The sequence below is a fragment of the Enterococcus gallinarum NBRC 100675 genome (assembly GCF_001544275.1).
Lineage (GTDB): Bacteria > Bacillota > Bacilli > Lactobacillales > Enterococcaceae > Enterococcus_D > Enterococcus_D gallinarum.
On sequence record NZ_BCQE01000012.1, the window covers coordinates 78,849 to 92,464 of the forward strand.

Annotated in this window: 14 protein-coding genes; 3 read left to right on the plus strand and 11 right to left on the minus strand. The window is 41.8% G+C overall.

Annotation, left to right across the window (positions count from 1 at the left end):
• Positions 1-47: 47 nt before the first annotated feature.
• Entirely contained in the window at positions 48-488 is a 441-nt protein-coding gene (fabZ, locus tag EG2_RS08350; protein WP_003126667.1) for a 3-hydroxyacyl-ACP dehydratase FabZ, read from the minus strand.
• A gap of 203 nt (positions 489-691) precedes the next feature.
• Between fabZ and fabI the strand changes: the two genes are divergently transcribed.
• Together fabI and EG2_RS08360 are read left to right on the plus strand one after the other, a co-directional pair.
• Positions 692-1,447, plus strand: a complete 756-nt coding sequence (gene fabI, locus EG2_RS08355; RefSeq protein WP_003126668.1) for an enoyl-ACP reductase FabI — start codon at positions 692-694, stop codon at positions 1,445-1,447.
• A 188-nt stretch (positions 1,448-1,635) separates the two neighbouring features.
• The gene (locus EG2_RS08360) at positions 1,636-2,553 is read left to right on the plus strand and encodes a mechanosensitive ion channel family protein (protein WP_003126669.1); all 918 of its coding nucleotides are present in this window, start codon (positions 1,636-1,638) and stop codon (positions 2,551-2,553) included.
• 57 nt (positions 2,554-2,610) lie between these two features.
• On the opposite strand, the gene cbpB is transcribed toward EG2_RS08360, so the two are convergent.
• The 8 genes from cbpB to EG2_RS08400 all read right to left on the minus strand — a co-directional run bounded on the left by cbpB (position 2,611) and on the right by EG2_RS08400 (position 9,016).
• The gene (cbpB, locus tag EG2_RS08365) at positions 2,611-3,108 is read right to left on the minus strand and encodes a cyclic-di-AMP-binding protein CbpB (protein WP_005473224.1); all 498 of its coding nucleotides are present in this window, start codon (positions 3,106-3,108) and stop codon (positions 2,611-2,613) included.
• A 108-nt stretch (positions 3,109-3,216) separates the two neighbouring features.
• Positions 3,217-3,729 carry a metallophosphoesterase gene (locus EG2_RS08370; protein WP_060814328.1) on the minus strand — a complete coding sequence of 171 codons (513 nt, stop codon included), beginning with the start codon at positions 3,727-3,729 and terminating at the stop codon, positions 3,217-3,219.
• The gene (gene rph / locus EG2_RS08375; protein ID WP_003126673.1) at positions 3,726-5,078 is read right to left on the minus strand and encodes a ribonuclease PH; all 1,353 of its coding nucleotides are present in this window, start codon (positions 5,076-5,078) and stop codon (positions 3,726-3,728) included. Before rph ends, EG2_RS08370 begins: the two co-directional genes overlap by 4 nt.
• Complete coding sequence (racE, locus tag EG2_RS08380) at positions 5,079-5,891, minus strand: glutamate racemase (protein ID WP_060814329.1); 813 nt, start codon at positions 5,889-5,891, stop codon at positions 5,079-5,081.
• Between the two features lie 231 nt (positions 5,892-6,122).
• On the minus strand, positions 6,123-6,779 hold the full coding sequence (locus EG2_RS08385; RefSeq protein WP_060814330.1) for an amino acid ABC transporter permease: 657 nt from the start codon (positions 6,777-6,779) through the stop codon (positions 6,123-6,125).
• A gap of 14 nt (positions 6,780-6,793) precedes the next feature.
• Positions 6,794-7,441, minus strand: coding sequence for an amino acid ABC transporter permease (locus EG2_RS08390; protein ID WP_003126676.1), 648 nt, complete (start codon positions 7,439-7,441; stop codon positions 6,794-6,796).
• A gap of 14 nt (positions 7,442-7,455) precedes the next feature.
• Positions 7,456-8,265: a transporter substrate-binding domain-containing protein gene (locus EG2_RS08395; RefSeq protein WP_003126678.1), complete on the minus strand. Its 810-nt coding sequence runs from the start codon at positions 8,263-8,265 to the stop codon at positions 7,456-7,458.
• A gap of 13 nt (positions 8,266-8,278) precedes the next feature.
• Positions 8,279-9,016, minus strand: coding sequence for an amino acid ABC transporter ATP-binding protein (locus EG2_RS08400; protein ID WP_003126679.1), 738 nt, complete (start codon positions 9,014-9,016; stop codon positions 8,279-8,281).
• Between the two features lie 255 nt (positions 9,017-9,271).
• On the opposite strand from EG2_RS08400, the gene trpS reads away from it, so the two are divergent.
• Complete coding sequence (gene trpS, locus EG2_RS08405) at positions 9,272-10,279, plus strand: tryptophan--tRNA ligase (protein WP_005473228.1); 1,008 nt, start codon at positions 9,272-9,274, stop codon at positions 10,277-10,279.
• A gap of 336 nt (positions 10,280-10,615) precedes the next feature.
• On the opposite strand, the gene EG2_RS08410 is transcribed toward trpS, so the two are convergent.
• Both EG2_RS08410 and pheT read right to left on the minus strand, forming a co-directional pair.
• On the minus strand, positions 10,616-10,993 hold the full coding sequence (locus tag EG2_RS08410; RefSeq protein ID WP_060814331.1) for an NUDIX domain-containing protein: 378 nt from the start codon (positions 10,991-10,993) through the stop codon (positions 10,616-10,618).
• Positions 10,994-11,195: 202 nt separating this feature from the next.
• The gene (gene pheT, locus EG2_RS08415; protein WP_060814332.1) at positions 11,196-13,616 is read right to left on the minus strand and encodes a phenylalanine--tRNA ligase subunit beta; all 2,421 of its coding nucleotides are present in this window, start codon (positions 13,614-13,616) and stop codon (positions 11,196-11,198) included.

Here is a 13,616-nt window from a genome sequence, read left to right on the forward strand (position 1 = left end):
AAGACCAATGCCTTTGAAAATTTCCCTTAAAGGCACTGGTCTTTATTTTATTTTTGTTCTCCAACAATAAAGGTAAATTCACACTCCGCTGCTTTTTTTCCTTCCACAGTTGCCACAGCATTGGCTGTCCCTACAGAACCTTTGATTTTTGTAATCTCAAAAACAAGTTTCAAGGTATCGCCGGGAACAACTTTTTGACGGAATTTTGCTTTGTTGATCCCGCCAATATAAGCAGTTCTTCCCTGAAATTCATCCGATTTCAAAATCAAGATCGAACCTGCTTGTGCCAATGTTTCTAAAATCAACGCTCCTGGCATCACTGGATTTCCTGGAAAATGTCCTTGGAAAAAATCTTCATTGATCGTCACATTTTTCGTGGCAATGATCTTCTTCCCTGATTCAATCTCATCAACGTAATCGATATAAATGATCGGATAGCGATTTGGAATCAAGTCCATGACTTCTGTTTCTGTCAATAGTTTTTTCATGGGGTTCCCTTCCTTGCTTAAAAAAATATTATAGTTTGATTATCAAAGTATCATAGTTCTGATTTTTTCGCAACTAAATATTTATTAAGAAAAAAATAGTTTGACAATCAAACAATTATGAATAATAATTAGAAATCATGATAGTGGGACCCACTATCGATCGTCATTATTGATTATTATGCAAACTATTAAGGAGTGGAATTATGAGTTTCTTAACTGGAAAAAAAGTTGTCGTGATGGGCGTAGCCAACAAACGCAGTATCGCTTGGGGCTGTGCGCAAGCGCTAAAAGAACAAGGTGCTGAAGTCATCTATACGTATCAAAACGAACGCATGAAAAAACCTCTTGAACGGCTACTAGAGGAAAATGAGTATACGGTTGAATGTGATGTTGCAAATGATGAGAGTATCGCGAAAGCTTTTGAAACCATCAAAGACTATGCAGGCGAAATCCACGGCGTCGTCCATGCTGTCGCTTACGCCAACAAAGATGATCTTTCAGGTGATATTTTAAATATATCAAGAGATGGCTATGCACTAGCACAAGATATCAGCAGCTATTCATTGATCGCTGTTACTAAATATGCCAAACCCCTCTTGGCAGAAAATGCCGGAATCGTTACCTTAACCTATTTAGGTTCAGAACGTGCTGTACCCAACTATAACATGATGGGGATTGCTAAGGCTGCTCTCGAATCAAGCGTTCGCTATTTAGCTGCAGAATTATCCCCGCAAAAAATCCGGGTCAACGCCATCTCTGCAGGAGCAATCAAAACACTGGCTGTGACAGGTGTAAAAGATTATCAAAAGCTGATCCAATTATCTGAAGATCGCACTCCTGATCATGTTGGTGTGACCATCGAAGAAGTCGGCAACACATGTGCCTTTCTGATTAGTCCATTGTCTAGCGGTATCATCGGAGAAGTGATTTTTGTCGATAAAGGTGTTCACTTATCGTAATTCTATGATCACATGTACTCGTGCTCGTCTCTTGACTGGTCTATGCCAAGAGACGAGTTTTTGCTGTTTCTTTGCCAATTAATGATATCCCCTTATTTGTTCATCTTTTTACAAAAATTTAACAAGTGAATTTTGCATTTCTGTTTCTTCTCCTATAAAATAGACCTATTGATAGATGGAGGGATTTTATGTTACGACTTTTGACAGATGCTACAACGGATTCGACAGGATCCAGCTTGACGGAGCCTGCCGCAAAACAATTGAATGCCTTGCAGAAATGGTGGCAAAACATTGATTGGGAGGCTATTGTTGGTATCTTGATCCAAAAAGTTCTGATGCTGCTTTTTTTGATTATTTTATTTGGTATTTTGCTGAAAATCAGCAATTATGTCATCGAACGAATTTATCGTTCCTACGAGAAAAAAGGAACCTATAATGCCAGTCGAATCAACACGATCCATGCGCTGATCCGCAATATCGTCCACTATACATTAGGTTTCTTCTTTGTATATGCGTTATTGTCAACGATTGGCGTGCCTGTTGGTTCACTCTTAGCGGGGGCTGGGATTGCTGGGGTGGCACTGGGACTAGGTGCTCAAGGCTTTATGAATGATCTGATCACTGGTTTTTTTATCATTACTGAGCAACAAATCAATGTCGGCGATTATATCCGTTTGACGAATTTGTCATTAGAAGGAACAGTTACAGCTGTCGGTATTCGAACGGTTCAGTTAAAATCCGTGGATGGGACTGTCCATTATATCCCGAATCGGAATATCACTACGATCAGCAACACTTCACGAGCCAATATGCAAGTCGTTGTAGATGTGCGTATCTTGCCATCAGAGGGCTTAGATGATATCCGGTCGATCATTGACGAAGTCAATCAAACAGTGGCTGCTGCTCACGAGGAAGAGATCCAAACGAAACCAGCAATTTTTGGTGTTGTCGACCTTGGCAACAATAATTTTGCGATCCGGACAACGATGTATGTTACCAACGGAACTCAGTGGAAACTAAAAGAAGAGTTTTTAGCGGCTTCAATCGATGCACTGACTGCTAAAGGCTACACCATTCCTAGTGCGCCAATCATTGGCGTCAATTGACCGCTTAAACGTTAAAAGCACCCCGATGATTTTTTCGGGGTGCTTTTTTATCCATTATTAGATGACTTGTAATTCGTCTGTAGGACTGGCCTCTTTTGAGATCAGCATATACCGTTTCTCTAATTCATGTGCTAGGTGATTGACAGATTTTAAGATTTCTTTTCGGGTAATGATTCCTACAAAGACATTTTCCTCATTGACGATGGGCAAAAATGCCTGATCCACTAAAAGATGAAGCATGTCTTCTAATTCGCCATCTTCTTTGATACAAGCCACATTGACTTCCATCACGTCTGCGGCCGTCAAGCCTTCTAAGTTGTCCATACTAAACCCAGTCAGGTCCATCATTCTTTCGACCACGTTCGATAAACTGATCAATCCAACAAGATGATCCTCACTATCTAGGACTGGAATCTTGGAATAGCCGACTTTCGATAAAACGAGTAACGCATGGTTTAATGGATGATTGTAAAGAACCGTTGCAACGTTTTCTGCAGGTACTAAAAAACTTTCTTGATTTTCTAATAATATTTTTTCTACTGTTTGACCAATCAATCTGAATGCCTCCATTTCACAGCTACTTTTCTATTTTACTAGAAAAATCAAAAAGATATCGTAAAACTGCTTATTTATAATGAATTTTTTACTTTTGATTTCGCTTTCTTAGCGCTCAAAAATAAAATGCAAATCAGCGATTTCATTAAACGTACGATCATAATATTGAACGATCCACTGCTTTTCAGTACTTTCTATGATGGCAAAACTTTTGATTTGAATAGGTCCCCGCGGTTGAGAAATACTGCCCGGATTCAAGAATAGGCGATGCCCCACCTTCTCACAGGCAATCTGGTGGGTGTGACCAAATACAGCAATTGACGCATCAGCTTGTTGTGCTTGAAGTCCGAGTGTTGTCACGCCAAAACGAACATCTGCCAAATGACCATGGGTCACATAAATCGTATCGAGAGGCGTTTTGATAATTTTTGCATCCTCGTATTCCGGACTGTAATCACAATTTCCGCCAACCACTTGATAGGTTTGCCAAAGGGGATCGCTTGGTTGCAGTTCCGAATCTCCACAATGGATAAAGGTATCCACTTTCCCAGAAAATTCTGCTAGCAAATCAACGAGAATTTGACGATCGCCATGGTTATCGCTAACGATTAAATATTTCATGCTTGTTCTCCTTCCAACCACTCTTGCCATACATTGCGTAGTTTCGCGATGGCTTGACCACGATGACTCACTTGATTCTTTTCTTCTCCACTCATTTCAGCAGCCGTTTTATCTGAACCAACAGGGATAAACAATGGATCGTAGCCAAAACCGTTCTCCCCCCGAGGAATGCGGCCAATTCTGCCTGGCCAATCGGCAGCGACTACGAGACTTTCTTTGTCAGGAGCTGCAAAGACCAATGTACAATGGAATTGTGCTGTTCGTTGTTCATCTGGGATATCAGTTAATTCGTACAACAATTTGGCATTATTTGCAGCATCGCTTTTTTGTTCACCCGCAAAACGTGCCGAGTAAACACCGGGTCTACCACCTAATGCATCCACTTTTAAGCCCGAATCGTCCGCTAGAACAGGTCGCCCAAGAATTTTTGCAATCGTTTCTGCCTTCAGCCGAGCATTTTCTTCGAAAGTCGTTCCTGTTTCCTCAACATCAGGTAATGCGGGATAATCTTTCAATGTCCGAACGTCATAGCCAGCAGCACCAAAAACTGCGGTGAATTCTCGTGCTTTGCCAGGATTACCAGTGGCAATCACGATCGTCTTCTCAGGAATAACGTATTGGGGCTGTTCTTGGATCAGCAATGCTTCTTTTTGATAGGCAATCAGCTCTTCAATGGCTGTCTTGCCATAAATCAGCATTTCGTTCAATTGCTGACCATCAAATGTCGCTTCTTCCCCAGTTCCTTGAATCTCAATGAAACGGCCTGACTCTGTCATTACGAGATTCATATCTACAGCAGCCGCAGAATCTTCTTCGTAGTCTAAATCAGTGACACAAGTGTTATCAGGTAAAATTCCTACGCTGATGGCAGCAAGATGTTCTTTAATAGGATCTTCCGTTAGCTCATGGTTGGTCAATAATTGATCGATCGCCAATCGCAAAGCCACAAAAGCACCGGTGATACTAGCTGTTCGAGTGCCCCCATCCGCTTGGATGACATCACAATCGACTACAATGCTACGTTCACCTAACTTTTCCAAGTCTACCACTGCCCGTAACGAACGGGCGATCAGTCGCTGGATCTCCATTGTCCGACCAGACAGCTTTCCTTTTGCACTTTCTCGACGATTACGGGTATTCGTTGCTCGCGGCAGCATGCTGTATTCTGCCGTCACCCAGCCTTTCCCTGAGTCCCGTAAAAAAGGCGGCACTCGGTCTTCGATCGTTGCGGAACAAATAACTGTGGTATCACCAAATGAGATCACGACGGATCCTTCTGGATGTTTGAATACATTTGTTTTGATTTCTACTGGACGGATACTTCCCGCTTTTCTGCCATCATGGCGCATTTAATTTCCTCCTAATGTGATATGTTGCGAATGGACCGGTACATTCAACCATTCGTTCGCAATTTCATCAAATAATTTTGTTGAACCTGTCGTATAAAAAAGATATTCCGGTTCTTGGGTCATTTGGCTTGTATTGGCAATAGCAAAGTAGTCCAATAGCATGCTGACTTCACCCACTGTTTCTGCACCGGAATCAATCAGCTGGATCTGGCTCCCCATCTCGTTCTGGATCAAAGACCGCAACAAAGGATAATGAGTACAACCCAAAATCAACGTATCTAATTTCTTATTTTTGAGGGGGCGCAGTGTTTCGGCAACGATTTTTTTGGCAACCGATGATTGTGCTTGATTGCTTTCAACGATAGGCGCGAATTTGGGACAAGCCAAGCTAACTACCACAGAACGAGGTGATTTAAGCTTGATTGCTTCTTCATACGCATTGCTCTTAATAGTACCCGCAGTTCCAATGACACCGATCTGTTGGTTTTTTGTTGCTTTGACAGCAGCTCGAGAGCCAGGCAGTATGACTCCGATTACCGGAATCGATAATTTTTCTTTGATTTCTTCTAATGCGACAGCCGTAGCCGTATTACAAGCAATCACCAACATTTTGATGTTTTGCTGCAATAAAAATTCGGTCATCTGCCATGTATACTCGATGACTTGTTCTGCCGGACGCGGCCCATAGGGACAGCGTGCAGTATCACCAAGATAAATAATATGTTCATTGGGCAATTGCTTAATCGCTTCTTTAACAACGGTCAATCCGCCAACACCAGAATCGATAAAGCCAATGGGTTGTTTATTTGTCATAGTTGTCCATCCTTTTTAATGAAAGAAAGAAATTTGTCTAAGTTCCATTTTGGACTTTTTTTACTGATTTTTCAAGTATTGCTTTATCCAAGAAAGCAATGAACCTATTACGGTCAAAAAAAGATCCGAAAACCTCCGATGCTCTGGCTACTCTCGTCCAAGGAAAGCAACTGCATGACATCAAAGGTCATTCGGATCTAGTAATCACTGTTTCTATGCAGCCTCAAGAAATCAGTAATTATACTGACGTGCTTCCAAGAAGCGAGAAAGCAGCGATAAGGCATAGCAGACGATGAAGTACAGCACAGTCATCGCAAGAAACATTGGCAATACATAATTGGTATTTTGTCCATAAATAATTCGAGCATGGTGAGTCAGTTCTGGAAGTGAAATAATCACTGCCAATGACGTATCTTTGATCAATGAGATCAATTGACTAACGATCGCAGGCAGCATGGCTTTAAAAGCTTGCGGCATCACAATGCTTCGCAACACTTGGACATAATTCAAACCGGTAGACAAACCAGCCTCCATTTGCCCTTTTGGTACGGCATTAAGCCCCGCTCGAAAAATCTCTGAGAGCATGGCAGATTCAAAAATCGTCAATGCCACAACTGCAGACCAGAAAATATTGAAACGAATACCAATCTGCGGCAATGCAAAGTACGTGAAGAAAATAATCAGCAGCAACGGCAGGTTTCGAATCACATCGATCACTACACCTAAAATCTTTGAAAAGAACGGAATGTTAGTGAAACGCAAGACTCCTGCAAGGCCGCCAATCAAAAAACTAAAGATGATCGATAAGACGGAGACTTCGATCGTTACTCGGAGACCGTCGATCAAAAACCGAAGATTGATGGCAGAAAAAGCTTCGAAAAATTCCATTTAGTGTCTCCTTTCTATGAGCGTACAGCCCAACGTCTTTCAAGATAAACCATTAAATAGGATAATGGTAATGTGATAATCAAATAAAAGATTCCGACAATAATATAGGTGTCGAAAGTATTAAAGGTTTCACTGGCAATCAAGTCACCTTGATACATAATGTCAAGACCAGCTACCATTGCTAAAATCGATGAATTTTTGACCAAGTTGATAAACTGATTTCCTAGTGGCGGAACAACGATTTTAAAAGCCTGCGGTAAAATAATGTAGCGCATGGCCTGGCTGTAAGTGAATCCAGAGGACAAAGAGGCCTCCATCTGCCCTTTAGGAACTGTCTGGATTCCAGAACGAATCGTTTCTGCAATAAACGCAGACGTATAGATGGTCAAGCCGATCGTTCCCGCTTGAAATCCATCAAAAGTCACCCAATACATCGGCACCACGACATAAAAGAACATCACGATGATCAACAAAGGAATATTTCGGAAAAACTCGACATACGCTTTAGCGATCCCTTTGACCCATCGATTGGTAGACAGCTGAAATATCGCCATCAATGTACCAATCACTAAACTAAAGAATAAAGCCAGTAAACTGGAGAAAATCGTATATTTGAAACCAGAAAAAAACTGGTCGCCGTAAGTTTGAAACAATTCAAGCATGCAAATTTCCTCCTTTAATCAACTTTCCCAGATGCATCATCAGGGAACCATTTCTGATAAATTTCATCATACGTACCGTCTTCATGCATTTCTTTCAATGCCTGGTTGACGGCTTTCAAGAAAGGCTCTTGTCCTTTATCGATAGCTATTCCGTAAGGTTCATTTGTAAATGTACCGCCAACTAAATGATAGTTGGGATTTTCACTGGCCATCCCCAATAAGATCGCATTATCTGTCGTCATCGCATCGCCTTGTCCTGACTGTAATGCAGTAAAGGCTTCGGCATAATTTTCTAACTCCAAGATTTTTGCTTCCGGCGCTGCCTTGCGGATATTGATCGCTGATGTCGATCCTTTGACGACTAAAACCGTCGTATTGGCATTTAAATCTTCGATTCCCTGAATCGGGCTATCTTTGGCTACTAATAAAGATTGTCCAGCATCGAAATAAACATCAGAAAAATCTACTTGTTTCTTCCGTTCATCCGTGATGGTCATCGTAGCGATGATTGCATCGATATTGCCATTTTTTAATAGCGGAATTCGAGTTTTTGATGTGACTTCGACAAAAATAGCACTTCCGTCACGTCCTAAAATATGCTCAGTAATTGCTTTAGCGATATCGATATCAAATCCGCGGACTTCAGCTGTCGCAATATCCATCAATCCAAATAATCGGGTATCATTCTTGACTCCCCAGATGATTTGGTTGCTTTCTTTGCTGCTCGCTAACACATCACGTTCTGCAGCACTTTGGCCTTTACAAGCAGAAAAGGTCATGAGCGCGAATACAAGGAGCAGCACTGTACTGATTTTTTTGCTCATAGCTACTTTCCTCCTAATGATTGGTTACCTTGCTTAAGAATTGTTTGGCCCGTTCGTCTCTTGGGTTTTCAAAGAAGCCATCGACGTCGCGACGATCTTCTAATACTTGGCCTTCTGCCATGAAAACGATCCGGTCGGCTACTTCACGGGCAAAACTCATCTCATGAGTCACCACGATCATGGACATGCCTTCACTGGCGATTTTTTTCATCACGTCTAAAACATCACCGATCATTTCTGGATCCAGTGCAGAAGTTGGCTCATCGAAAAGCAACATTTCTGGTGTCATGGCTAATCCTCGGGCAATAGCCACCCGCTGTTGTTGTCCGCCAGACAACATGGATGGATAAGAATCTTTTTTGTCCAGCATGCCTACACGGTTCAACAGTTTTTCGGCTAAGGCAATCGCTTCTTGTTCATTTTGTTTTAATACTTTAATGGGAGCCAAAGTGATGTTTTCTAACACGGTTTTATTGGGGTAAAGATTGAAATGCTGGAAGACCATTCCGATGTTTTTTCTAATCTCTGTCAATTTGACATCTTTACTGAAAAGATCTTTGCCATTGATCAGTAAGTGACCAGAAGAAATCGTTTCTAATCCATTGATTGTGCGAAGCATCGTGCTTTTTCCGGATCCTGAAGGACCAATCACAACAACGACTTCACCTTTTTCAAATTCAATATTTATGTTTTTTAATGCATGGAATTTGCCGTAGTACTTTTCCACGTCTTTAAATTCTATCATTGCCATTCATTCACACTCCAAGTCTATATTTAAAAATAAATGAGTAATTGAAAAGATTTGATTCATATTATAGCTCAAAATTTTTCTATTTGTAAAGGTAGTTTTAATTTCCACATCATCCCCAAAGAAAAACCTTCATTATTTTAACCTCATGTTAGGTTTTTGTCCATCGTTTTTTTTCGACCCTTAGTAGAACAAGTTGTTTCTTTTGGAAAAACAAGGTAAGATGAACTATATATTGAATTTAGAGGTGGATGAAACGTGAACACAATATTAACCGGAGACCGGCCTACAGGGCAACTTCATTTAGGGCATTATGTCGGCTCATTAAAAAAACGAGTTGAGATGCAAGACGACCCTAACAATCAACTTTATATCATGATCGCTGATATGCAAGCATTGACAGACAATGCCAAAAATCCACAGAAAGTGTCAGAAAATATCTTGCAAGTGGCACTTGACTATTTAGCGATTGGTCTCGATCCGACCCGCTCGACTTTATTTATTCAATCACAAATCCCTCAGTTATCGGAACTAACCATGTATTACTTGAATTTAGTCAGTGTGGCACGGGTTCGCCGCAATCCGACCGTCAAAGCCGAGATCGAACAAAAGAAATTTGGGGAAGGTGTCCCAACTGGATTCTTCATCTACCCTGTCTCACAAGCAGCAGATATCACTGCTTTCAAAGCCAACTTAGTTCCTGTCGGTGAAGATCAAAAACCAATGCTAGAACAAACACAAGAAATCGTTCATAGCTTTAATTCCATCTATAGTGACGTATTGGTGGAACCTAAAGCAGTTCTTCCGCCTAAAGGAATGGGACGTTTACCTGGTATCGATGGAAATGGTAAAATGAGCAAATCATTGAACAACGGAATCTATTTGGCAGACAATGCGGATATCGTTCAAAAGAAAGTCATGAGCATGTACACTGATCCAAATCATATCCATGTAGCAGATCCTGGCCAAGTCGAAGGCAATATGGTCTTTACTTATTTAGATGTCTTTGGCAAAGATTTAGAAAAAATTGCCGCATTGAAAGAGCACTATCGTCAAGGCGGTCTAGGCGATGTAAAAATCAAGCGCTATCTGATCGATGTCTTAGAAGAAGAATTTGCTCCGATCCGTCAGCGACGAGAAGAATTTGCTAAGGACCCGGCTGAAGTCATGAACCTCTTAAAAAAAGGCAGCGAAAAAGCAGAACAAGTCGCAGCACAAACCTTGGCAGAAGTGAAAGAAGCAATGGGGATCAACTACTTTGCATAAATATGAACAACCAACAAACCCACCAGTATGCTTGGTGGGTTTGTTTTTAATTACTATCTTTTATTTAAAGATCCCTAAATAAAAAAGCGAACTGCTCAACTACCATTGACATGTGAGCAAACACCATTCGAGAACATTTTTCTCAATCACGACAGAATCGCTTTCTATCAAAAAGAAGCTACCATCACGAGTAAGAACTTAGACCGGAAAATAGTCCCCAGGATGACTTTGAAGCGAGAAAACGATCGGTGCATATAAGTAAGGAATAAATTTATACCCATTGATCAATGCGCGATACTCTTTTTCATTGACCCACTTTGCTGCAGCAACTTCTTCTTACTGCAAACAAAGTTCAGGGTTAGCGCCGGTCCATTGAACAAAATAGAGTTCATTCCAGCCTTCTTCAAATTTCACTGTTAAACGACTAGGGATTTTCTCTGAAGAAAGTGTCATCCCTAACTCTTCTAATAGTTCCCTTTCTGCCGCTTGATAACAGCTTTCACCAGCTTTGACGGTCCCGCCAGCAGGATAATCCCAATAACTAGGCCAGCCTTTTTTTGTGGATTGTCGTTTTTGAATCAGTAATTCTCCGGCTTCATTAAACAATAAAACAGACACCACAACTCGGTAGCCGTCATTAGGGACTGGCGTATCCCGCAACATCGTCGCAGCTGTTGGCTGCTTTTGTGCATCGTAAACCGTCAGTTGTTCCATCAATCGATCCTTTCTTCCATAAAATAAAACTGGAAAAGCAACTCTTCGAGCTGTGGTTATCCATGAGAATATTTACTCTATCCATTATAAAAAAATTGTAGCATAGCAAGGGAGAACACCTTCCCCTGCAAATGCTACAATCTTGCTGATTCCTCAAGATCACTCTTTTTTTATGTCACTGTTTCCTATCACAGCAATGGGACTAACGAATTTCTACTTGTAGTGATTCTTCTAGCACACGTGTGATCTTCGACATTGCTTGATTGATTTCTTCATCTGTCAATGTCGCTTCAGGATTAGCAAAAGTCAATCGATAGGCCATTGATTTTTTATTGCTATCGATGTTCTTTCCTTGGTACACATCAAATAGATGAATGTCCGTCAAGAAACGGCCTGCTGCTTGTTCAATGGTTTGCAGGATTGTTTGGTTCGACGTCTTCTCATCCACCAACAGTGCAATATCCCGGTTAACTGATGGGAATTTCGAAACTGCTTGATAAATGAGCGCTGCATTTTCAGTTGCTAACAAACGATCCAAGTCCAATTCAGCAACATATGTCTCAGTCAGATCATAAGCTTTTGCTGTACTTGGATGGACTTGCCCTAGGTAACCGATCACTTCATCCTGTAAGAGGATAGCAGCGGCTCTGCCTGGATGAAGTTCTTTGATTGCTGTTGTCTTTTCATAAGTAATCTGATCCGTAAGAGAAAGACCTGCAAACAAGTTTTCCAAGATCCCTTTAATATGATAGAAATCGACTTTTTGTTCAGCTTCTTGCCAATCTTTTTCGGTGATGGCGCCAGTGATGGCTAGTCCTAGATGATTGTTTTCTGTTGGTAGCTCCCGAGGGTCATCACTTGTTTTGTAAAAGACGCGCCCCACTTCGTACAACGCAACATTGGCATTTTTGCGGGCCAAGTTATAGGCAATGTCGTCCAGCAGTCCTGAAAGTAGATTCATTCTTAAGACACCACGCTCTTCTGTCATTGGCCAATCCAGACGGGTAACCTGACTCTCTAACCAACAAAATTGACGGGCTTTTTCTTCGGTTGTCAATGCATAGCTGATAGCTTCACTCACACCATTTCCTTCTAGGAGTGTTCGTACTTTGCGAGTCAAGCGTTGTTCTTTGGTTAAGCTCCCCGCAACTGTCTCACCACTTGGAAGTGTCGATGGCAGACGGTCATAGCCATAGATACGGGCGACTTCTTCAATGATGTCAGCTTCGATCTGAATATCCCAACGTCTAGGTGGGACCACAACTTGATAGGTACCTTCATTTTCTTGGTAGCCAAAACCTAAGGCGTCAAAAATCTCATTGGCTTCGCCAATCGTGATTTGTGTTCCTAAGTAGCGATTGATCCGATCTAATGTGATCGTGACTTGAACATCCTTAGGAGTCACTTCAGCGCCTTTGACAGCACCTTGTAGAACTGTACCGCCAGCTAGCTCCGCAATCATAGCAGCGGCTGCATCACAAGCCTCCGCGATCGCAGCCTGATTGATGCCTTTTTCGAAACGGGAAGATGACTCACTGCGCAAATTGAATTTTTTAGACGTCAAACGAATCGCTAGTGGGTCAAACAAGGCGGCTTCTAAAGCAACAGTTGTGGTATCTTGTGTGATTTCTGAATCTAACCCACCCATGACACCAGCTAAAGCGACTGGTTCTTTTCCATTAGTGATCACAATGTTCTTATCATCTAGCGTTCGTGTCTCTCCGTCCAAAGTGACCAACGTTTCTTGCGGTTTGCCACGGCGAACGACGATTTCTTGGCTGCCCAATTTTTGATAATCGAATGCATGAAGGGGTTGTCCAAACAGCAGCAAAATATAGTTGGTAATATCAACGACATTGTTGATTGGTCGAATGCCTTCATTCATCAAACGGTTTTGCAACCATTGCGGACTTGGTGCAATCGTTACGTTTTCAATGATCCGAATTTGATAGGCTGGCGCATCCTCTTGATTTTCTACGCTGACTTTGATCTTGTCTGCGGCTTTCACAGCACTTTCATTCAGTTGAATGGTCTCAAATTTTGGTGTTTGTCGATAAATGGCTCCTACCTCGTAAGCGACCCCCCGCATACTTAAGGCATCGGCCCGGTTTGGAGTGATCGACAACTCGATGATGGCATCATCCATATCGAGATAGGGAAAGACTTCCTTCCCCACTTCGGCATCGGTAGGCAAGTAATAAATACCCTCCGCATATTCTTTAGGGATCACACTATCAGAATAGCCTAATTCCTGCAGCGAACAGATCATCCCATTGGATTGTTGTCCGCGCATCTTGCCTTTCTTGATTTTGACATTGCCCGCGATCCGTGAACCTGGGAGTGCCACGATCACTTTGATGCCGCTTTTGATATTCGGCGCACCGCAAACGATTTGTGATAATTCAGATTCACCGATATCTACTTGGCAGATCGATAAGTGATCTGAATCTGGATGTGGCACACATTCTTTGACTTCCCCAACAACGATTTTCTTCAATCCCGCTGCTGGCACTTCGATTCCTTCGACTTCGATCCCTGTGACTGACATTTTATCTGCCAGCTCGTTTGGTGAGATCTCAGAAAGGTCAAGATAGTCATTTAACCATTTGTAAGATACTAACAT

Excerpts from the sequence above, each read along its gene's own strand:
- fabZ (WP_003126667.1), bottom strand. The coding sequence starts at position 488 with ATGAAAAAACTATTGACAGAAACAGAAGTCATGGACTTGATTCCAAAT.
- EG2_RS08385 (WP_060814330.1), bottom strand. The coding sequence starts at position 6,779 with ATGGAATTTTTCGAAGCTTTTTCTGCCATCAATCTTCGGTTTTTGATC.
- racE (WP_060814329.1), bottom strand. The coding sequence starts at position 5,891 with ATGACAAATAAACAACCCATTGGCTTTATCGATTCTGGTGTTGGCGGA.
- rph (WP_003126673.1), bottom strand. The coding sequence starts at position 5,078 with ATGCGCCATGATGGCAGAAAAGCGGGAAGTATCCGTCCAGTAGAAATC.
- fabI (WP_003126668.1), top strand. The coding sequence starts at position 692 with ATGAGTTTCTTAACTGGAAAAAAAGTTGTCGTGATGGGCGTAGCCAAC.
- EG2_RS08400 (WP_003126679.1), bottom strand. The coding sequence starts at position 9,016 with ATGGCAATGATAGAATTTAAAGACGTGGAAAAGTACTACGGCAAATTC.
- EG2_RS08370 (WP_060814328.1), bottom strand. The coding sequence starts at position 3,729 with ATGAAATATTTAATCGTTAGCGATAACCATGGCGATCGTCAAATTCTC.
- pheT (WP_060814332.1), bottom strand. The coding sequence starts at position 13,616 with ATGTTAGTATCTTACAAATGGTTAAATGACTATCTTGACCTTTCTGAG.
- EG2_RS08390 (WP_003126676.1), bottom strand. The coding sequence starts at position 7,441 with ATGCTTGAATTGTTTCAAACTTACGGCGACCAGTTTTTTTCTGGTTTC.
- EG2_RS08410 (WP_060814331.1), bottom strand. The coding sequence starts at position 10,993 with ATGGAACAACTGACGGTTTACGATGCACAAAAGCAGCCAACAGCTGCG.
- EG2_RS08395 (WP_003126678.1), bottom strand. The coding sequence starts at position 8,265 with ATGAGCAAAAAAATCAGTACAGTGCTGCTCCTTGTATTCGCGCTCATG.
- EG2_RS08360 (WP_003126669.1), top strand. The coding sequence starts at position 1,636 with ATGTTACGACTTTTGACAGATGCTACAACGGATTCGACAGGATCCAGC.